Origin of the sequence: Microbacterium elymi, assembly GCF_021582895.2 — a bacterium.
In the GTDB taxonomy this organism is placed as follows: domain Bacteria; phylum Actinomycetota; class Actinomycetes; order Actinomycetales; family Microbacteriaceae; genus Microbacterium; species Microbacterium humicola.
The window spans coordinates 2,450,459-2,469,622 of sequence record NZ_CP091139.2; the positions used below are offsets into that span (position 1 = coordinate 2,450,459).

Here is a 19,164-nt window from a genome sequence, read left to right on the forward strand (position 1 = left end):
GGTGATCCCGGTGGCACTCATCATCACGCTGCTTGCCACCGCTGCGATCGATCTGATGCCGGGGTCTCCGGCTGTCGCGATGCTCGGCAACGACGCGACGCCCGAGCAGGTCGCCGCTCTCGCCCATCAGATGGGGCTCGACCAGCCGTTCATCGTGCGCTACGTGAACTGGCTCGGCGGGGCGCTGCATGGCGACCTCGGCACGTCCCTGCGACTGGACATGCCGGTGTCCGAGGTGCTCTGGCAGCGGATTCCCGTGACCGCTGAAGTCGGCATCCTCGCGATGGTGATCGCCCTGGTGCTGGCGGTGCCGCTCGCGATGAAATCGGCGTCGGGCGTCGGTGGGCTCTTCGACCGGATCACCTCGGGAGCCTCCGCGGGCGTGCTCGCGATGCCCTCGTTCGCCGCGGCTGTCGTGCTCATCCTGGTCTTTGCGATCGAACTGCGGTGGTTCCCCGTGAGTGGTTGGGTGCCACTCAGCGAGGATCCGTTGGACAACCTCCGGCACGCATTCCTCCCTGCCCTCGTCCTCGGGCTCGCCGAGGCGGCGGTCTTCTACCGCCTGTTGCGCAACGATGTCATCGCGACCCTGCGCGAGACGTTCGTGCTGGCGGCGCGCGCCCGGGGAATGGAGAAGGCGTACATCCTGTTCCGGCACGCGCTTGCGGCCCTCGTTGTTCTCGCTCATCACGGTGATGGGTCTGTCGCTCGGGCGTCTGCTGGGTGGGGCGATGATCGTCGAGGTGCTGTTCGCACTCCCGGGCCTGGGGGCTCTGATGCTGCAATCCGTACCGTCGCGCGACATCCCGGTGATCCAGGGAATCGTCCTGGTCATGGCGCTCATCTACGTGATCGCGAACATTGCCGTCGATCTGACCTATGCCGCGATCGATCCCCGCATCCGTACGGTGAAGGCGGTGGCATGATGGTCGACACGTTGGAGAACCCCACGCCTGTGGCGTCGACGCAGACGCTCGTGACCCGTTCGCTGCGGAAGCGGCCGCGCGTGCGCAGCGCGCGCGATGTCGCGATCTGGTTCGCTGTTGCGTGGCTTGTCGTGCTCGCTCTCGCCGCTGTGAGTGCGCCGCTGCTGCCCATCCCCAGATACGACGAGATCGTGGGGATCCCGTATGAGCCCCTTTTCAGTTCGGATGGGATACTCGGCACCGACTCGATCGGGCGCAGCATCCTGTCCCGTGCCCTGTATGGCGCGCGGGCGTCGTTCACGGTCGGATTCGTCGCCGCCGCGATCGGTGTCGTCGTCGGGGGACTGCTCGGCCTCGTCGCCGGGCATTTCCGCGGCTTCGTCGAAGCGGTCGTCGACGTGCTCGCCGAGGTGGTCCAGGCGTTCCCGCCGATGCTGTTCCTCGTCGCCCTCGCCGCGGCCATCCGCCCCACTCTGATGACGCTGACAGTCAGCATGGCCGTGCTGATGATCCCGGCGTTCGCGCGCATGACGAAGGGCGCCGTCGTCGCCCAGTCCACGCGGGAGTTCGTGACGGCCGCACGTGGTATGGGCGCGGGGCACCTGCGCATCATGTTCCGCGAAGTGCTGCCGAACACGGTGATGAGCCTGGTCTCGTTCACGATCATCTCGGTGGCGCTGCTGATCGTCATCGAAGGATCCGTGAGCTTCTTGGGTTACGGCATCCCCGCCCCCTCTCCCAGCTGGGGCGGAATGATCGCGGAAGCGCAGAGCCAGCTGCGACAGCATCCCTCAGCCGCGCTCGTGCCCATCGTGCTGCTGTTCCTCACCGTATTCTCGCTCAACTCGGTCGGCGACTGGCTGCGCGATCGGTTCGACGTGGGGCAGTCCCAACTGTGAGAGAAGTGACGAGCGATCCCATGACCGATGTTCTGGTGAAGGATGCCGCGGGCTCTGCGCCCGCGAGCGACGATGTTGTGCTGCGTGTGGAAGATCTGGTGTGCGCGCTGCACACTCCCCGGGGGAGGTGCGCGCTGTGGACGGCGTCTCATTCGATGTGCGCCGCGGTCAGACGCTCGGGATCGCCGGGGAATCAGGATCCGGAAAGAGCCTGCTCTCACGGTCGATCATGCGGATCGCGCCCGGATCGGCCGAGGTCACCGGCCGGGTACTCCTGAACGGGACGGACCTGCTGAGCGTGCCCCGCAATCGTCTGGGCTCTTTTCTGGGACCGCAGATCGCGATGGTGTTCCAGGACCCGATGACCGCGCTCAATCCCACCCTGCCAATCGAACGGCAGCTCACCGAGGCGCCGCGGCGGCATCTGGGCCTGTCGGCGACGAAGGCGCGAACGCGTGCACTCGAGCTGCTCGAGGTCGTCGGCATCCCAGAGCCGCGCAAACGGATGACGCAGTACCCGCACCAGCTCTCCGGCGGGATGCGTCAGCGGGTGATGATCGCGATCGCGCTGGCGTGCGATCCCGACGTTCTCATCGCCGACGAGGCCACGACGGCTCTGGATGTCACCGTGCAACGGCAGATCCTGGATCTCCTGCAGAAGATCCAACGAGAGCGGCAGATGAGTGTGCTGATGGTCAGCCACGACCTGGGAGTGCTTGCCGCGCGCGCCGACCGGATCATGGTCATGTACGGCGGCCGCGTTATGGAGACAGCATCCACCCGAGACCTGTTCCGCGGGCGCCGCCATCGTTACACCGACGCGCTGCGCGCGATTCCGCGACTCGACACTCCGCGACATGGCATGCTCACGGCGATCCCCGGCTCGCCGCCGGATGCGGCAACGCCAATGGCCGGATGCCGGTTCGCTCCACGCTGCGAGGCGGCACAGGACGACTGCCGCAATAAGCGTCCCGACGAGCAGGATGTGGCGGCCGAGCGCGGACATCGCTTCACCTGCTACCACCCGATCGCAAGCCGCAAGCCGCAAGCCGCAGCCGCAGAAGGGAGCGCATGACGATGACAGACACGTCCGAATCAGTCCGCGCCGCGGACGCCGCGGTGCTCGAGGTCGCCCACCTCGTCCAGTCGTTCCGAGTGCCGGGCGGCATCGTCCACGCCGTCGACGACGTCAGCTTCACCGTTGGACGCGGGGAATCGCTGGCCCTCGTCGGCGAATCAGGTTGCGGAAAGTCCACCTTGGCACGCACGATCATGCGGCTCCCCAAGCCCACGAGCGGGTCTGTTCGCTTCCGTGGCGAGGACCTCGCCAAAGCGGGGCCGCATGCTCTGCGCCGCACGCTGAGGCACATGCAGATGATCTTCCAGGACCCGATCTCGTCGCTGAATCCGCGACGTCGCGTCCGCGACATCATCGCCGAGGGCCTGCGGATCCACCGGACCCCCCGGGAGCGCGTGGCTCCTCGCGTCGAGCAGATCATGGCCGAGGTCGGGCTGGATGTGACGACGATGGCCGACCGCCGCCCAGGCGACTTCTCCGGGGGCCAGTGTCAGCGCATCGCGATCGCTCGGGCGATGGCAATGGAACCGCAAGCTTGCTGATCTGCGACGAACCGGTCTCGGCACTGGACGTGTCGGTGCAGGCACAGGTGCTCAACCTGCTCGAACGCGTGCGGGGCTCGCACGAGCTGTCGCTGCTGTTCATATCGCACGATCTGTCGGTGGTTCGGAACGTGAGTGACCGGGTCGCGGTGATGTACCTCGGCAAGATCGTCGAGATCGGCCCGACCGACGACATCTATGCCTCCCCGGCACATCCCTACACCCGGGCGCTTCTCGATTCGGTTCCGACGCCGGACCCGGATGCCGTGCAAGCCGCCTGTCACTGTCCACGGGGAACTGCCCTCGCCGGTGAATCCGCCGAGCGGATGCCGCTTCCGCACGCGCTGCCCGCTCGCGCAGCCGCTCTGCGCCGAGCGTGAGCCCGCGCCGCGCCCTGTCGGGGGCGGGCGCGAGGTGTCGTGTCACTTCCCGCTGGTGGACATCGTCTCGCACGAGGATCAGGAGGCCGCATGAGCGAGCCGATGCTCACTGTCACCGTCGCCCAGGCCGACGAGGTGGTATCCGGTGTGCGCCGTTTTGTCCTCGTCCGTCCCGACGGCCGCGAGCTGCCCGCCTGGGGGCCGGGGGCCCACATCGATCTGATGCTGCGGGGGAACCTCGTGCGGCAGTATTCGCTTTGCGGGGATCCCACCGATCGCACGCGCTGGGAGATCGCGGTGCTGCTCGAGAACGTGAGCACCGGCGGTTCGGGGCACCTGCACAAGGAAGTCGCGGTGGGCGACACGATTCTCGCGCGTGGACCCCGGAACCACTTCGAGCTGTACCAGGCAGATCAGTACGTGTTCATCGCGGGCGGAATCGGGATCACCCCGCTGCTGCCGATGATCGCGCACGCAGACCGTCATGGGACCACGTGGACGCTGCACTTCGCCGGGCGATCGCGGGCGACGATGCCGTATCTGCACGAGCTGTCCGCCCGCTTCGGCGCGCACATCGAGGCATACCCATCCGACGAAGGCCGGCGACTCTCACTCGACGAGGCCGTCGGCGCAGCGCCGGCATCCGCGTCCGTGTATGCATGCGGACCGGAGCGTCTCCTCAGCGGGGTGGATGCTGCTGCCCAGGGTCGCCCACCGGGGACTGTTCACCTGGAACGGTTCGCGCCGAAACCGATCGAGCCGCGGCCGAACACTGCGTTCACGGTGGAGCTGGAGGCAAGCCAGCTGCAACTGCCGGTCCCGCGGGACCGCAGCATCCTTGACGTCGTTCGACAAGCGGGGATCGATGTCGAGTCGTCCTGCGAGGAAGGCACGTGCGGCACCTGCGAGACCGTCGTCCTGGAGGGCGCCCTCGACCACCGCGACAGCGTGCTGAGCGCATTCGAGCAGGACCTCGGCGACACGATGATGATCTGCGTGTCAAGGGCCTGCGGCAAGCGACTCGTTCTGGATCTGTGAGAGCCCGGCAGGCTGCACCGGGGAGAGAGGGAGACGAAAGTGGGACGACAACCGCGAACCTTCGAGTACGCGATCATCGACGTGGACGTGCATCAACGTTGGCGTCGCTCGACGGAGCTGCTGGATCGGCTGCCCGCGCGCTGGCGCGACTATGCCGTGAGCCGCACCGGCGGCATCGCGACGGCGTTCGTGCCGGCGGGCCTGACGTATCCCTTCCAGCGCGGGGTGAACAAGCGTCTGGAAGCGGTGCCGGAGGACGGGATGGGCACCAGCTTCGAACTGATGAAGTCGCAGTACCTCGACCAGTACCCGAGCGTCGAGGCGGTGAATCTCACTTTCGACATCGGCCAGGAGGTCGCCCAACGCAACCCCGAGTACAGCGCGGTCCTGTCGACCGCAATGAACGACTGGGTATCAGACACCTGGTTGAACTACGACTCCCGGATGCGGACGGCGATCGTCGCCCCGCCCGAGCTGCCCGATCGCGCCGCCGCCGAGATTCATCGGATGGCGCCTAATACCAAGGTGACGGGGGTCCTCATCGCGTGGAACCCGTTCGGCAAGCCACTCGGTCACCCCGTGTACGACCCCATCTATCGGGCTGCCGAAGAACATGGTCTGCCGATCATCATCCATGGGGCTGCCGGCGAGACCGAGGGCGGGCTGGCGCACACCAGCGCCGGTGGCCTGCCGGGCTCGCGGCTCGAGTGGCACACCCTGCTCGCAAGCCGACGCTGAGCCACTTGGCGAGCTTCGTCACGCAGGGCACGTTCGAGAAGTTCCCCTCGCTCAAGGTCATGGTGCTCGAGACCGGCCTCGCCTGGATCCCCAACTTCTTCTGGCGGCTCGACCGCTTCTGGCCCGAGATGCGTGCCGAGAGCGATTGGGTGAAGCGGCTGCCCAGCGAATACCTGCGTGAGCATGTGAAGTTCAGCACCCAGCCGATGGAGCTCACGCCGCGCAAGGAACAGCTCGTCGAGCTCTTCGAGTCGTTCGGTGGGATGGAGGATCTGCTGTGCTTCTCTAGCGATTATCCACACTGGGACGCCGACGATCCCTTCTACGTGGCGAGCAGGCTGCCCAGTGAGTGGCTGCCGAAGCTGTTCTACGAGAACGCGCGTTCGATGCTGCGGATGCTGCCGGTCGGGCAGGCGGAGGTGCCCGCATGACGTATCGCCTCGACATCGGCGCGTGGTCGGACTTCCCAGACCGTCAGCTCACGCGTGTCGAGATCGGCGGCAGTGAGATCGGGGTGTGCCGGTGGGGTGAGCGCATCTACGCGTTCCGCAACGCGTGCCCGCACGAAGGCGCATCCCTGTGCAGCGGGTTCCTGCAGAAGAAGCTGACGGGCGCGGTCGTCGGTCGTGGCGTGGAGCTCGAAGTGGATGAGGAGCAAGCCGGTGGTGATGTGCCCATGGCATCGGTGGGAGTTCCAGCTCACCGATGGCAAGGCAGCGTGGCCGGGGTTCCGGATCCGGGTCTATGACGTGGCCCGCGACGGTGATCGGGTCGTGTTGAACGTAGGAAGGAAGGACGAGGGATGAGTGAGAGCACCACCTCCTACGGCGGCCCGGTGATTGACGCCACCGTGCACCACCATTGGGCTTCGCAGCTCGACGTCACAGACTTCATGTCCGCGGGCTGGCGCGAGCACCTCGGGGTGCCGGGGACTCTGCCCGGCGGCGCCGGAGCGATGCACATCCTTCCGGCGGCCGGGTATCGTCGCCCGGGCGGCGATTACATCGGGGGATCCGCCGAGCCCCCCGCGCCGGCCGGCTCCGACCCCGAACGCACCGTCGCGCAGGTGTTCGCCGGCGGTCGGGTCGAGCGGGCGATCCTGTCGTACGACCGGGGCATGATGATACCCAGCGTCCCGAACACCTATCGCGCCGAGGCGCTCGTGCAGGCGATGAACGACTGGACGATCCAGCGCTGGTTCCCGCAGGACCCCCGCCTGCACGGATTGGTCTTGGTCGCCAACCAGACTCCTCTGACCGCCGCTGGCGAGATCCGCCGCGCGGGCGCGCACGAGCGCATGGTCGGCGTCCTGATGGCGGCGAATGGACTGAGCAAGCCATTCGGCCACCCGGTCTATCACCCCATTTACGAGGCCGCTGCCGAGCTCGACCTGCCGATCGTCCTGCACACCGGCGGTGACCAGCCATCCGACACCCTCAGCCATCCCACCGCGGGGGGTCTTCCTGCCACGTACGCCGAGGTCGCGCTCTTGGAGTACAGCCCGATCATGACGCATGTGCAGAGCCTCATCGTGCAGGGGGTGTTCGAGAAGTACCCGGGCCTGCGCGTGTTTGTATCGGGGGCGGGAGCGGGATGGATTCCGGGCCTCTTCTTCCGGCTCGACGTCAATTGGCGCGGTCTGCGCCGCGAGGTGCCGTGGGTGCGACGGCCTCCCAGCGAGTACTTTCGGGAGAGCTTCCGTGTGTCGACCTGGCCCTTCGATCGAGCACCTGGCGATGACGGAGTGCACCGGATCATCCGTGGGCTGCAGGCCTTCGGAGGCGTCGAAGATCTGCTCTGCTTCGCCTCGGGCTACCCCGCGTGGTCGACCGAGGTCGTCGACGAGGTCGCGGGGCGGATGCCTCAGGAGTGGCACCGCAAGGTCTTCGAGTCGAATGCGCGCGAGTGGTTCCGCTGGCCGGATCGTCCGCGTAGCACCTCGGCCACAGCGGAGGTGGCGGTCGGTGAGATGCCCGAGACCGGCGAGATGGTCGGTCCCGCCCGACGCGACTACGCGTCCGAGGACGGGAGCGAGGTCGAATGGGTGCCCGCGGGGGATTGACGCGACGATTCGATGCAAGCCGAATGGCGCGAGCTGTCCGCCGCCGTCGAACGTATCGGCCCAGACGTGTCGCCGGACACGATCGGTGCGTCGGGGGCGCTCATTGCGCCGATGCACGGACCACTCGCGTCGAACACCGTGATGGTCCGACGCGACGAGCCGTACGGTCCCCTCGATCGCCAGCGGCTGGACCTGTTCATGCCTGCATCAGGCGAGCCGACAGGGATCGTGATCTTCGTGCACGGCGGGGCCTTTGTCGCCGGCTCCAAACACACCGAAGGCAGTCCATACCATGACAACATCGGCGCCTGGTGCGCGGCGAACTCGCGCGCGGCGGTGACGATGAACTATCGGTTGGCACCTGGCGCGCCGTGGCCGGCGGCCGCCGAAGACATCGACCTCGTGGTGGCATGGTGCCGCGCTCGGCTGAGGCATGACCAAGCGTTGCTGCCGGTGCACCTGGCCGGCACGTCGTCCGGAGCCGTGCACATCGCCTCGTATCTCGTCGGCGGGCCGGGCTGGGAACGATCCGAGGAGTTGCCGGCCTCTGCCGCCTTCTTCTCCGGCGTCTACGACCTGCGCGCGTTCGGCGTCGAGCGCGTGGCACCGTACTTCGGAGGTGAGCCGGCCTTCCTCCATGGTGCGACTCTCGCGCAACGCCTCGTCGAGACTCCCGTGCCGATGCTGTTCGCAATCGGCGAGTGGGACACCCCGGATGCGAACGTCCAATTCGCCCGGGCGATCGGCGCATTCGCGGATGCGGGACTGCCGCTGCCCCGACTCGTGCGGGCCCGCGCGGCAAACCATTTCACGCTCGTGAACGCGATCGGCACCCCGGCCGACGATCTCTCCCCGTCCTGGGCCGACCTGATGGACAGTGCCACCCCGTAGCCCGGATTCTGCTCCGGCGCGAGATCGTTGAGCTTCACAAATATCAAGTTTTATGACATTATGGCTCGTGCCTTCACTTGAAGGCGCACCCTCACAACGATGTGGAGTAAGCCATGCGAGTCAGAACAGCTCTCATCCCTCTCGTCGCCGTACTCGCGCTCGTGGGATGTTCGTCCACCCCGGGCGCGGGGCCGAGCGACGCGGCGGCCACGGCGCCCCAGACCGACGCACCCCTGTACGACCAGCTGCCCGACGCGATCAAGAAGGCGGGCGAGATCGTGCTCGCCGGCGACACGCACCCGCCGTATCGCACGATCGAAGAGGACGGCACCTTCACCGGCATCGATCCCGACCTGCAGAAGGTGCTCTCGGCCCAGCTCGGTGTGCCGTTCACGATCAAGACCGCCTCGGGCCTGGACGCGATGCTCACCGGCATGCTCTCGGGCCGCTACGACGGGTTCAACGGTCCGGTGCGGGCGACTCCCGAGCGCCAGAAGGACTTCGACGCCATCGTGTGGATGACCACCCGCACCTCCTACCTCTTCCCCCAGGAGGACGCGGAGTCCTTCGCCGACAGCTCGGCGGTCTGCGGCACCCGCGTGGCCGGCGTCACCGGCTCGGTCACCGAGACCCAGCTGCAGCGGCTGAACCAGTGGTGCAAGGACCAGGGCAAGCAGGCTGCGCAGTTCATCGGGCTCGAAGACACGAACTCCACGATCCTCGCGCTGAACTCCGACCGAGCCGACGTGGTGGGCACGACCCAGGCATCCGCCATCGACCTGCTCGCCGCACAGCCGGACAAGTACGGGTACGTCATGCAGACCGACGAGCAGGGCGCGGGCGTCGATCAGCTCGCCATGTTCCTCCCGATGGGCTCGGGACTGGCCGAGCCCATGCTCGCCGCGTTCCAAGCGGCCTTCGAGAGCGGCGACTACCAGAAGATCATGAAGCAGTACGGCATCGAGGATGCCGCCGTCGACGCCCCGGTCCTGAACCCGACCACGGCCGGCTGACAAGCATCAGGAGCACGCCATGACCATGCCGATCATCACGCCGCCGCGCACGGACGGCGTCGTGGACGTCGCCGACGCACGTCGTCGCTTCCATCCGTGGCGACTGGTGATCGGCGTGGTCCTGGCGCTGATCGTCCTCCGGCTGGCCTTCTTCCTCGTCACCAACGAGCGCTTCGAATGGCCGGTGGTGGCGGCCTACCTCTTCAATCCCTCGGTGCTGCTGGGCCTGGTGATGTCGCTCCTGCTGACCGCGGTCGGCATGATCCTCGGCTCGCTCCTGGGCACTGCGCTCGCCGCCGGCCAGCTTGCGGCGTTCGCCCCCGTGCGCTGGGCGTGCATCGCGTTCGTCGGGGTCTTCCGCGCCGTCCCGCCCCTGGTGCAGCTGATCTTCTGGTACAACCTCGCCTATCTGGTGCCCAAGCTCGCCGTCGGCGTCCCGTTCGGGCCCGAGCTGTTCAGCTGGCCCACCAACGACATCATCACGCCCCTGACGGCGGCCATCATCGGCCTCTCGCTGCACGAATCCGCGTACATGGCCGAGATCATCCGCGCGGGCATCCTGTCGGTCGACCAGGGGCAGCGGGATGCCTCGAAGGCCATGGGCTTCTCGAACTGGCACGCCTTCTCGCGGGTGGTGCTGCCACAGGCCATGCGGGTGATCGTCCCGCCGGCGGGCTCGCAGGTGATCGCGCTGCTGAAGGGCACCTCGCTGGTCAGCGTGATCGCCATGGGCGATCTGCTCCACTCGGTGCAGGTGATCTACAACCGCACCTATGAGGTCGTGCCCATGCTCATCGTCGCGGTGATCTGGTACCTCGTCGTGGTCGCGGCCCTGACGATCGTGCAGCGTCAGGTCGAGCGACGCTTCAGCCGCGGGCTCTCGCGTACGGCGACGGCTCGCAAGCACATCCAGCGACTGGAGGTCACCCGATGAGCGCCGAAGCGACCGCGCCCGTCCTCGAGGTCGTCGGCCTGCGCAAGGCGTTCGGAGACCACGTCGCCCTGGACGGCATCGACCTCACGGTCGGCGAGTCCGAGGTCGTGGCGGTCCTCGGCCCGTCCGGATCGGGCAAGTCGACGCTGGTGCGCTGCATCGATCTGCTCGAGCCCATCGACGGCGGTGCGATGTATCTGGACGGGCGGCTGCTGGGCTTCGAGACCCACCGCGGACACCTGCGCCCCTCGTCGGATGCCGACATCCAACGGCAGCGGCGGCGGATGGGCATGGTGTTCCAGCAGTTCAACCTGTTCCCGCACTGGACGGTGCTCGCGCAACATCACCGAGGCCCCGATCCGCGTGCACAAGGTGCCACCGGCCCAGGCCCGTGACCGCGCGATGGAGCTGCTCGAGCGGGTGGGGCTGGCCGACAAGGCGCAGGCGCATCCACGACAGCTGTCCGGCGGACAGCAGCAGCGTGTCGCCATCGCCCGCGCCGTCGCCGCGAATCCCCGCATCCTGCTCTTCGACGAGCCGACCAGTTCGCTCGACCCCGAGCTGGTCGGCGAGGTGCTGCAGGTGATGAAGGACCTCGCCACCACCGGCATGACCATGGTCGTGGTCACCCACGAGATGGACTTCGCCCGCAACGTCGCCGATCGCTGCGTGTTCATGGCGGACGGCCGCGTGATCGAAGACCGCCCGGCACCGGAGTTCTTCCGCTCGCCGCAGTCGACGCGGCTTGCAGGCGTTCCTGAAGCGGTCATCCGCCCCCGCCGCGGTGGCACCATGACCACTTTGATGGCGACCGGCGACCTGGTCCTGGAGACCGGGGATGCCGCGGCCCTGCTGGCGCCGGCATCCCCGGTGCTCGCCTCGGCCGACATCGTCATCGGCCACCTCGAGATCCCGCATCTGATCGGCGGCACCGTCCAGAGCACCGACGTGCCGGCCGTTCCCGGCCCACCGGATGCGCTGGATGCGGTGGCCGCTGCCGGATTCTCGGTGCTGACGCTGGCCGGCAACCACGTGTACGACTTCGGGCCGGACGGGATCGCCCAGACCCGACGCCACTGCGCGGACCGCGGCATCCGCACCGTCGGCACCGGAGCGAACCTCGCCGAGGCACTGCGGCCCGTGGTGATCGCCGGAGACGACACCGACGTCGCGGTGCTGAGCATCAACTGCGTCGGGCCGCGGGAGTCGTGGGCGACCTCGCTGAAGCCGGGCGCGGCCTACATCGAGGTCGTCACCCACTACGAACCGCGGGGCGCCAACCCCGGCGGCCCGCCGCGGATCACGACCTTCGCCGAACCGCGCTCGCTCGCCGCCGCCATGGACGCCGTGCACGCCGCGGCCGCCGCCGGCACCGTGGTCGTCGCCCTGCACAAGGGGCTGGTCCACGTGCCGGTCGAGGTCGCCGACTACGAACGTGAGATCGCGCACGCGCTCATCGACGCCGGCGCCGACGTGATCATCGGCCATCACGCGCACATCCTGCGCGGCGTCGAGGTCTACCGGGGGCGGCCGATCTTCCACGGCCTGGGCAACTTCGCCACGGTCACCACCGCGCTGTCGGCCGCCCCGGGCGACGCGCAGGAACGCGCGGACTGGGCGCGCGAGCGGCAGCGCCTGTTCGGATTCATCCCCGACCCCGCGATGCCGCACTACCCGTTCCATCCGGAGAGCCGCAACGCGGCCGTCGCCGCGCTCACCCTCGGACCCGACGGCGTGGCGGACGCGTCCGTCGTTCCGTTCTGGATCGACGACGACGCCCGCCCGGTTCCCGCCTCCGGCGACCGCGGGCGCGCCGTCGCCTCGTACATCCGTCGCATCACCGCCGACGCGGGATTCGACACCGTCTTCGACCAGACCCTCCGGGGCCTGTCGATCCGCTTGGAAGGAGCCGCAGCGTGAATCAGGACAGCAGCGTACGCGAGAACAAGGGACCGCTCGAGGGCAAGGTGATCCTCGATCTGACCACGGCGCTGGCGGGCCCCTATGCCACCCTGCTGCTGGCCGGACTGGGCGCGCGCGTGATCAAGATCGAGAATCCGAGCCGGGGCGGCGACTCGTCTCGGAACAACTCGCCGTACGTCACCGCCGACGGCCTCAGCGTCCGACGCTCCGACCCCGACGACATGTCGGTGTCGATGATGGTGCGTGGACGCAACAAGGAGAGCATGACGCTCAACCTGAAGCATCCCGACAGCCGCCAGGTCTTCCTCGACCTGGCGCGCCGCGCCGATATCATCGTGGAGAACTACAGCGCCGGTGTCACCAAGCGGCTCGGCATCGACTACGACGTGGTGCGCGAGGTGAACCCGAAGCTGATCTACACCTCGATCAGCGGCTTCGGGGCACAGGGCGTCTCCGGCGGCGACGGCAAGGCGATGGACACCATCATCCAGGCGCTCAGCGGCGTCATGATGACGGCGGGCGAGCCCGGCGATCCGCCGGTCCGATTCGGCCTGCCCGTCGGCGACCTGGTGGCCCCGATGTTCGCGGTGATCGGCACGCTCGCCGCCGTCATCCACGCGGACGCCACCGGCGAAGGCCAGCACGTCGACGTCTCGATGCTCGGCAGCCTGACCTCGCTGGTGGCCTGCGAGCCGTTCGACGCGCTGGAATCGATCGGGATCCCGCTGCGCACCGGTGCGTACGTGCCGCGGCTCGCCCCGTTCGGAACGTTCCGCTCGGCCGACGGCTGGTTCGCCATCTGCGCACCCACCGACACGTTCGCCGACGGCGCACTGCGCGCGATCGATCGTCCGGATCTCGCGGCGGACGACAAGTACGCCACGCGCGACGCCCGCGTGCACAACGCCGACGAGCTGCACGATCTCATCGCGGCCTGGGCCGCCGACAAGCCGCTCGGCGACGTCCTGCGCGCCTTCGAGGCGAACCGCGTGCCGGTCGCCCCGGTGCGCGACACCGCCGAGGCCGTGCGCGATGACCTCGTGCTGCGCCGGCACGAGGTGGTGCCCATCGTCCATCCCCGGTTCGGCCACATCGACGGGCTCTACGGCAGCGGGCTTCCGGTGAACTTCTCCCGCAGCGCCACCGATCTCTCGCAGCCCGCGCCGGCGCTGGGCGCGCACACCGACGCCGTGCTCGCCGAGATGCTCGGGTTCGATACGGCGGCGATCGAACAGCTGCACGCCGAAGGCGTGCTGTGACAGCCGTCATCGGCATCATCGGCGCCGAGGTTCCGCGCCAGCTCGTCCTGGCCGCCGGCGCCGCCCCGCGGCCGCTGCCCGGATCGTGGGACGGCGGCCTCGACGACCGGGCAGCGGCCCTGCTCGGCACCGTCGACCCGGTGGTCACCGGCATCCTCACCGAACTCCTCGCCGGCCGCCACTCCGACCTCGCCGGACTCATCGTGTGCAACGACACGCAGTCGCACCTGCGCCTGTTCTACGTGCTGCGGATGCCTGCGCGACGAGGGCCTTCCTCCCGTGCACCTGCTCGACCTGCCGCAGGTGGACAGTGCCGCAAGCGCGCACCTACGCGGTGCAGCAGCTCGAAGCGCTGACCGCATTCTGCACCCGGCTGTCGGGATCCTCGTCCACGCCCGAGAGCCTCCGCGCCTCCGCGGCGGGCGAGGCCGACGTCGCGGCGGCGCTCGGCCGGCTGCGGGCGCGGCGCCGCGCCCCGTCGCCGGTAGCGGGCACCTCCGCGCTGGCGGCCATGATCGCGGCGACGTCCCAGACCGCGACGGATGCCGTGGCCGCCCTGGACGCCGTGGTCGAGACGGCGCCACCCGGCGCCCTGCGCGCGCACCTCACCGGGAGCGCGCACCCGGACGCCTCCGTCTACGCGCGGCTGGAGGAGCACGGCATCGTCGTCGTGAGCGACGACCACCAGACCGGCGACGAGACCCGGTTAGGCGCGTGCGTCGACTCCGGTGACCTCGACGAGGTGCACGCGGGACTCGTAGACCACCACTTCGCCCGGACTGCGGGGTCGGCCGGGGCATCGATCGCCGCGCGCGCAGCGATCACGCGCGTCGGCGCGCAGGGATCCGGTGCGCAGGCCGTCGTCTCGCTGATCCGCGAAGGCGACGAGGCACCCGCGTGGGACCTCGCCGCCATACGGGAGGAGCTGGCCGGAGTCGGCATCCCCGTCCTCTTGCGCCGCTGGATCCCCCGTGGCGGGTCGTCGACGGCCGCCATCGAGGTGGCCGCCGAGCTTGCGCGACGAACGGGCGGCGTCATGAGCGGCGAGCGACTGGCCAGCGCGGTCGCGGCCACCGCTCATCAGCGCGCCTGGTTCCAAGAGGTGCGCGCGCGTGCCGCGGACGGTGAGCCGATCGCCTTCGTCAACGCCGATGCGCCGCACGAGATCTTCCGGGCGCTGGGGATCCCGTATGTCGTCAACCAGTGGTGGGCCTCGGTGATCGCCGCCAAGCGGACCGGACCGGCGAGCCTGGCGCGATTGGCCGCACGCGGTCTGCCCGACGACAGTCGTCAGTACGACGCCCTGGCACTGGGCGCGCAGGACCTCGACGAGGCCGACGCGCCGTGGGGCGGCCTGCCGGAACCGGCGTTCGCGGTGTCCGAGCGCAGCGGCGACGTGAGCCACAAGATCTTCGAGCTCTGGGGCCGCCGCGCCCGAACCGAGACGTTCCTGCTGAACCGCACTGCGGCGGTCCCGGCACCGGAGGGCTGGTGGGACCTCGTCCCCGACCGGTGGGAAGAGGCCTTCGGCACGGCGCGCATCGACCTGCTCGAGGCCGAGATCCGCGACCTGATCGGGATGCTGGAGGGGCGCACCAGCCGTACTCTGCAGACCGAGGCGCTCGCCGACATCATGGCGCGCGCGAACGAGCAGGCCGAGTGGAATCGCCGGACCCGCGCCCTTATCGCCAGCGCGCGGCCGACGCCGATCGCCGTCACCGATTCCATCCCCAGCGTGATGGTGCCGCAGTGGCATCGCGGCTCGCAGTGGGCGGTGGACGCGGCCCGGGCCCTGCACGATGAGGTCGCGCAGCGAATCGCCGACGGCGTCGCCGTCGAACCCCGCGAGCGTCGCCGCCTGATGTGGATCGGGCGCGGGCTGTGGTCGGACCTGGAGATGTACCGGTCGTTCCAGGAGGAGTTCGGCGCGGTCTTCGTCTGGTCGATGTACCTCGCGATCGCCGCCGATGGATATCTGCGTCACGGCGACGACCCGGTGCGCACCCTCGCCGCGCGCTTCGTCGGGCTCACCGATCTGCTGTATGTGCCGCCGATGTCGTCGAGCTGGTACGTGAAGGAGGCGCTCGCGCACGGCGTCGACGGGGTCGTCCACCTCGTCGCCGACGACACCCCCGGCGCGGCCTTCATCAGCGCGGCTCTCGAGGAACGCGGCATCCCCGTCCTGGAGATCGTGGCGAACAACGCCGATTCACGCTCGACCGGGCGGGCGCGGGTGCAGGAGCGGATCGCCGAGTTCCTCCGCTCCCGCGTCCCCGTGCGCCGCTGACGGCATGCCACGCCTGGGTGCGCTCGCGCCGTTCGGCAACCCGCGGTTCTCGCTGTACTTCGCCGGTCAGGTGGTCTCGAACACCGGCACCTGGTTCCAGAACCTCGCGCTCTCGCTGGTGGTGCTCGAAGCCACCGGCAGCGCGCAGTCGCTGAGCGGCGTGACCGTGGCGCAGTTCCTGCCCTGCTGCTGCTCGGCGTGCCTGCCGGGCGGCTGGCCGACCGGCTTGCGTCCGCGCAGCATCCTGCTCGTCACCTCGGCCCTGTCGGCGGTCGTGGTCGGGGCGCTCGCCGCCACGGTCGCGAGTGCGCAGCCGCCGATCTGGGGCGTGCTGGCCCTCGTGTTCGTGCTGGGCACGGTGAACACGTTCGACCGGGTGGCCGCGCAGGCCATCATCTTCGAGATCGTCGGGACGCACGGGCTCTCGCGCGCGGTGTCGATCAGCACCATCGCGCTCGCGGCGGCGCGCTCGATCGGACCGGGACTGGCCGGGCTCGCGTTCGCCGCGCTCGGACCGGCGGCGTGCATGCTGCTGAACGCGGCATCCTTCTTCGTCGTCTTCGCCCTGATCCTGCTGATCCGGCCAGCCCGGCTGCACCCGCGACCGGTCGCCGCGCGCACCGAGAGGGCGGGACTGCGCACCGTGCTGCGGCATCGGCCCCTGGTCACCCTGCTCATCGTCAACACGACCGTCGCACTGTTCGGGCTGAACCTGATGCTCGTGCTCACCTCGACGGTCTCGCTCACGTTTCACGGCGACGCGACCAGCGTCGGGGCCGTCCACGCGCTGAACGCGGTGGGCGCGATCATCGGTGGCATGCTCGCGGCAGTCCCGCCGCGGGTGTCGGTGCGCGCCCTCGCGGGTGGATGCCTCGCACTCGGGCTGGCTCTCGTCGTGAACGCCGCGGCGCCCACTCTCCTCGTCCTCCTGCTGCTCGGCCCGGTGCTCGGGCTCGGCGTCGGCCTCTACCAGGGACTGCTGAACGCGGCGGCGCAGTCGAGCGTGCCGCCCGAGCAGCTGGGCCGGACCATGTCGCTGGTGACGCTGGGCAACTACGGCGTCGCGCCGATCGGCGCGATCGTGATGGGAGCCGTCATCGACGCGAGCTCGGGACGGGTCGCTCTGGCCATCGGAGGGTGCGCGGCGCTGTGCATGGCCGTCTTCGCCTGGGCGCGCACGCGGGGGAGCGAGCCCGTCACCGAGTGAGTCTGCGTCAGGATGCCGGGTGAGTCAGGACGCCGACAGGCGATTGCCGTGCGCGGGCCGACGCCGGCGGGCGATCGCCTCGGCCTCGGCCTCGGCATCGCCGAAATAGCCGCCGGCGAGCACCTCGGCCGCACGGGTGAGGACATCCGAGAGCGTCTGGCCCTCGTGCGCGGGGCCCATCGCCTCGGACAGCCGTGCTTCGCGCTCCACGAGGTCGGCGGTGCAGGTGGCCAGCGCCTGCCAGCCGGCATCGGTGAGCCGGACCAGGCGCACCCGCCGATTGGTGGGGTGCTCGGTCTTCTCGATCAGGCCGGCGCGCAGCATCTCCTCCGAGACCACATGCGCGGCCTGCGAGCTGACGAAGGTGCGCCGCGCGACCTGCGCGTTCGAGAGCGGAAGCCCCTCGCCCAGCACCTGCAGGATCAGGAACTGCGGCATCGTGATGCCCAGCGACAGCGCGGTGTTCTCGGCTGCCCGGTTCAGCGCCCGCGCGAGACGGTACGTGGTGTAGTTCAGGTGCGCTGTCGCCGGAGTCCCTCGCGGGTCGCGCGCGCTCTCATCCACGACCCCGACTCTACCGTTGACCACTGCGACCCCTTCCAGTAGCGTGTCGCAATATCAAGTTAGTTGATATTTCCGGATCCGTGATCCGGTTGTCGATGGAGACGAGGAAGGGTACGACATGAGGCGGTTTCAGAGGCGCACGATCACCGGAGTCCTGATGGCGGCAGCACTGACCGGGGCCGGTCTGGTCGCCGCGCCGGCCGCCCAGGCACAGACCACCGAGGTCGTCGGGCGGCTGGACGACACCACCCCCTATCGATTCGTCGTCCCGGACGACTGGAACGGCACGGTGTTCGTGGACCTCGACTTCGCCGGCAGCGCGACGCTGTCGGGAGCCGTCCAGGCGCTCGTCGACGGCGGTGCGGCATACGGCGGCACGACCCGCACCGTGACCGGGTGGGACATCGCGTCGGCCATCGACAACCAGGTCGAAGCCCTCGATCGATTCGAAGATGCGATGGGGACCCCGAGGCGCGCCATCGCGACCGGCAGCTCGATGGGCGGCTTCGTGGCCGCGGGCGTGGCGCAAGCGCCGGCCGGACGCGGTGGACGGCGTCGCCTCGTTCTGCGGCGGTCTGTCCGGGGCCGTCTCGCAGTGGAACCAGAAGCTCGACACCGTCTTCGTCCTGTCACGGTCGCCCTCGACCCCGCGGGCGAGTTGCCCGTGATCGACATCCCGGCGGACATCGGCGGTGCGGTCGACGCCTGGCGCGGCCGCCTGGCCTCGGCGCAGGCGACGCCGGAGGGCCGCGCCCGCATCGCGCTCGCGGCCGCGATCGGGCAGCTGCCCGCCTGGTCGGAGTCGGCGCCGCGGCCCTCGAGCCGCGATGCCGAGGCGTATCAGGAGGGCTGGTACGGCGCGCTGGCCGCCGACGGCCTTCCCTACATCGGACAGGCGATGAGCAGTCGGCGCAGGCATCGAGACGCTCACTGGAGGCAACCCGTCCTGGAACACCGGCGTCGACTACGCGCGGCAGTTCTCCGGGCTGTCCGCCGACGCCCGCAAGGTCGTGAAGCGGCTCTACCGTGCCGCCGGGCTGTCGCTGGACGACGACCTCGCCACCGTCGATGCCGGTGAGCGCATCGCCGCCGACCCCGCCGCGGTGAACCGCCTGGAGCGGGGAATCGAGTTCGACGGCGCCCTCTCGGTGCCGGTGCTGACGATGAGCAACATCGGCGACCAGATCTCGACCGTCGCCCAGCAGAGCGAATATCAGGACGTGGTCGACGCGGCCGGCAACCGGGCGCTGCCGGCAGGTCTACGTCGCCGCTCCCCAGCACTGCGGCTTCACCGACGCCGAGAAGGTCGCCGCGATCGGCACGCTGCGAGCGTCTCGACGAAGGGCGCTGGCCGACGACGAACGCCACCATGATGAACCGGCGCGCCGCGGCGACCGGACTGGGTGACGGGCGCTTCCTGACG

23 protein-coding genes and 1 pseudogene are annotated in these 19,164 nt (G+C 69.3%); 23 read left to right on the forward strand and 1 reads right to left on the reverse strand.

The genetic code is table 11. The features are described from left to right. Positions 1–10 precede the first annotated feature (10 nt). The 21 genes and pseudogenes from L2X98_RS21270 to L2X98_RS13385 all read left to right on the forward strand — a co-directional run. Positions 11–598: pseudogene (locus L2X98_RS21270) on the forward strand (ABC transporter permease); the annotation flags it as partial. 97 nt (positions 599–695) lie between these two features. Further along, positions 696–926, forward strand: a complete 231-nt coding sequence (locus L2X98_RS13295; protein ID WP_259611219.1) for an ABC transporter permease subunit — start codon at positions 696–698, stop codon at positions 924–926. Further along, positions 923–1,825, forward strand: a complete 903-nt coding sequence (locus L2X98_RS13300) for an ABC transporter permease (RefSeq protein ID WP_259611220.1) — start codon at positions 923–925, stop codon at positions 1,823–1,825. Before L2X98_RS13295 ends, L2X98_RS13300 begins: the two co-directional genes overlap by 4 nt. Before the next feature lie 100 nt (positions 1,826–1,925). After that, positions 1,926–2,900, forward strand: a complete 975-nt coding sequence (locus L2X98_RS13305; RefSeq protein WP_259611221.1) for an ABC transporter ATP-binding protein — start codon at positions 1,926–1,928, stop codon at positions 2,898–2,900. Positions 2,901–2,980: 80 nt separating this feature from the next. Beyond that, a complete protein-coding gene (locus L2X98_RS13310; protein WP_259611222.1) occupies positions 2,981–3,445 on the forward strand; it encodes an ATP-binding cassette domain-containing protein in 465 nt (154 codons plus the stop codon). Continuing rightward, the gene (locus L2X98_RS13315; RefSeq protein ID WP_259611223.1) at positions 3,439–3,825 is read left to right on the forward strand and encodes an ABC transporter ATP-binding protein; all 387 of its coding nucleotides are present in this window, start codon (positions 3,439–3,441) and stop codon (positions 3,823–3,825) included. Before L2X98_RS13310 ends, L2X98_RS13315 begins: the two co-directional genes overlap by 7 nt. Next, positions 3,755–3,919, forward strand: a complete 165-nt coding sequence (locus L2X98_RS21275) for a hypothetical protein (RefSeq protein ID WP_354002782.1) — start codon at positions 3,755–3,757, stop codon at positions 3,917–3,919. The genes L2X98_RS13315 and L2X98_RS21275 overlap by 71 nt, the downstream gene beginning before the upstream one ends. After that, positions 3,916–4,863, forward strand: coding sequence for a PDR/VanB family oxidoreductase (locus L2X98_RS13320; RefSeq protein WP_259611224.1), 948 nt, complete (start codon positions 3,916–3,918; stop codon positions 4,861–4,863). The genes L2X98_RS21275 and L2X98_RS13320 overlap by 4 nt, the downstream gene beginning before the upstream one ends. Before the next feature lie 39 nt (positions 4,864–4,902). After that, positions 4,903–5,601, forward strand: coding sequence for an amidohydrolase family protein (locus L2X98_RS13325; protein ID WP_259611225.1), 699 nt, complete (start codon positions 4,903–4,905; stop codon positions 5,599–5,601). 5 nt (positions 5,602–5,606) lie between these two features. Beyond that, positions 5,607–6,032 carry an amidohydrolase family protein gene (locus L2X98_RS13330; protein ID WP_259611226.1) on the forward strand — a complete coding sequence of 142 codons (426 nt, stop codon included), beginning with the start codon at positions 5,607–5,609 and terminating at the stop codon, positions 6,030–6,032. Then, positions 6,029–6,349, forward strand: coding sequence for a Rieske (2Fe-2S) protein (locus L2X98_RS13335; RefSeq protein WP_259611227.1), 321 nt, complete (start codon positions 6,029–6,031; stop codon positions 6,347–6,349). Before L2X98_RS13330 ends, L2X98_RS13335 begins: the two co-directional genes overlap by 4 nt. 54 nt (positions 6,350–6,403) lie before the next feature. Next, positions 6,404–7,663, forward strand: a complete 1,260-nt coding sequence (locus L2X98_RS13340) for an amidohydrolase family protein (RefSeq protein ID WP_259611228.1) — start codon at positions 6,404–6,406, stop codon at positions 7,661–7,663. A 66-nt stretch (positions 7,664–7,729) separates the two neighbouring features. Further along, the gene (locus L2X98_RS13345; RefSeq protein WP_259611229.1) at positions 7,730–8,554 is read left to right on the forward strand and encodes an alpha/beta hydrolase; all 825 of its coding nucleotides are present in this window, start codon (positions 7,730–7,732) and stop codon (positions 8,552–8,554) included. Positions 8,555–8,667: 113 nt separating this feature from the next. Further along, positions 8,668–9,567 carry a transporter substrate-binding domain-containing protein gene (locus tag L2X98_RS13350; protein ID WP_259611230.1) on the forward strand — a complete coding sequence of 300 codons (900 nt, stop codon included), beginning with the start codon at positions 8,668–8,670 and terminating at the stop codon, positions 9,565–9,567. A 19-nt stretch (positions 9,568–9,586) separates the two neighbouring features. Next, positions 9,587–10,501, forward strand: coding sequence for an amino acid ABC transporter permease (locus tag L2X98_RS13355; protein WP_259611231.1), 915 nt, complete (start codon positions 9,587–9,589; stop codon positions 10,499–10,501). After that, the gene (locus L2X98_RS22360; protein WP_435526198.1) at positions 10,498–10,896 is read left to right on the forward strand and encodes an ATP-binding cassette domain-containing protein; all 399 of its coding nucleotides are present in this window, start codon (positions 10,498–10,500) and stop codon (positions 10,894–10,896) included. Before L2X98_RS13355 ends, L2X98_RS22360 begins: the two co-directional genes overlap by 4 nt. Further along, on the forward strand, positions 10,865–12,421 hold the full coding sequence (locus L2X98_RS13365; protein ID WP_435526199.1) for a CapA family protein: 1,557 nt from the start codon (positions 10,865–10,867) through the stop codon (positions 12,419–12,421). Before L2X98_RS22360 ends, L2X98_RS13365 begins: the two co-directional genes overlap by 32 nt. Then, complete coding sequence (locus L2X98_RS13370; protein WP_259611232.1) at positions 12,418–13,683, forward strand: CaiB/BaiF CoA transferase family protein; 1,266 nt, start codon at positions 12,418–12,420, stop codon at positions 13,681–13,683. The genes L2X98_RS13365 and L2X98_RS13370 overlap by 4 nt, the downstream gene beginning before the upstream one ends. Next, a complete protein-coding gene (locus tag L2X98_RS13375) occupies positions 13,680–14,039 on the forward strand; it encodes a hypothetical protein (RefSeq protein WP_259611233.1) in 360 nt (119 codons plus the stop codon). The genes L2X98_RS13370 and L2X98_RS13375 overlap by 4 nt, the downstream gene beginning before the upstream one ends. Beyond that, positions 14,018–15,970 (forward strand): 2-hydroxyacyl-CoA dehydratase family protein, encoded by a 1,953-nt coding sequence (locus tag L2X98_RS13380; protein WP_259611234.1) that lies wholly within the window; start codon positions 14,018–14,020, stop codon positions 15,968–15,970. Before L2X98_RS13375 ends, L2X98_RS13380 begins: the two co-directional genes overlap by 22 nt. 4 nt (positions 15,971–15,974) lie before the next feature. Then, the gene (locus L2X98_RS13385) at positions 15,975–17,177 is read left to right on the forward strand and encodes an MFS transporter (RefSeq protein WP_259611235.1); all 1,203 of its coding nucleotides are present in this window, start codon (positions 15,975–15,977) and stop codon (positions 17,175–17,177) included. Positions 17,178–17,201: 24 nt separating this feature from the next. Here the strand turns inward: L2X98_RS13385 and L2X98_RS13390 are convergent, their stop codons facing one another. After that, entirely contained in the window at positions 17,202–17,741 is a 540-nt protein-coding gene (locus L2X98_RS13390; protein ID WP_259611236.1) for a MarR family winged helix-turn-helix transcriptional regulator, read from the reverse strand. Between the two features lie 118 nt (positions 17,742–17,859). Between L2X98_RS13390 and L2X98_RS13395 the strand changes: the two genes are divergently transcribed. Together L2X98_RS13395 and L2X98_RS13400 are read left to right on the forward strand one after the other, a co-directional pair. Continuing rightward, on the forward strand, positions 17,860–18,819 hold the full coding sequence (locus L2X98_RS13395) for a hypothetical protein (RefSeq protein WP_259611237.1): 960 nt from the start codon (positions 17,860–17,862) through the stop codon (positions 18,817–18,819). Further along, the gene (locus tag L2X98_RS13400; protein WP_259611238.1) at positions 18,752–19,114 is read left to right on the forward strand and encodes a hypothetical protein; all 363 of its coding nucleotides are present in this window, start codon (positions 18,752–18,754) and stop codon (positions 19,112–19,114) included. Before L2X98_RS13395 ends, L2X98_RS13400 begins: the two co-directional genes overlap by 68 nt. Positions 19,115–19,164 lie beyond the last annotated feature (50 nt).

Coding starts and splice junctions, on each gene's coding strand:
- L2X98_RS13300 (WP_259611220.1), top strand. CDS start 923: ATGATGGTCGACACGTTGGAGAACCCCACGCCTGTGGCGTCGACGCAG.
- L2X98_RS13385 (WP_259611235.1), top strand. CDS start 15,975: ATGCCACGCCTGGGTGCGCTCGCGCCGTTCGGCAACCCGCGGTTCTCG.
- L2X98_RS13395 (WP_259611237.1), top strand. CDS start 17,860: ATGAGGCGGTTTCAGAGGCGCACGATCACCGGAGTCCTGATGGCGGCA.
- L2X98_RS13350 (WP_259611230.1), top strand. CDS start 8,668: ATGCGAGTCAGAACAGCTCTCATCCCTCTCGTCGCCGTACTCGCGCTC.
- L2X98_RS13295 (WP_259611219.1), top strand. CDS start 696: ATGGGTCTGTCGCTCGGGCGTCTGCTGGGTGGGGCGATGATCGTCGAG.
- L2X98_RS13340 (WP_259611228.1), top strand. CDS start 6,404: ATGAGTGAGAGCACCACCTCCTACGGCGGCCCGGTGATTGACGCCACC.
- L2X98_RS13335 (WP_259611227.1), top strand. CDS start 6,029: ATGACGTATCGCCTCGACATCGGCGCGTGGTCGGACTTCCCAGACCGT.
- L2X98_RS13320 (WP_259611224.1), top strand. CDS start 3,916: ATGAGCGAGCCGATGCTCACTGTCACCGTCGCCCAGGCCGACGAGGTG.
- L2X98_RS22360 (WP_435526198.1), top strand. CDS start 10,498: ATGAGCGCCGAAGCGACCGCGCCCGTCCTCGAGGTCGTCGGCCTGCGC.
- L2X98_RS13355 (WP_259611231.1), top strand. CDS start 9,587: ATGACCATGCCGATCATCACGCCGCCGCGCACGGACGGCGTCGTGGAC.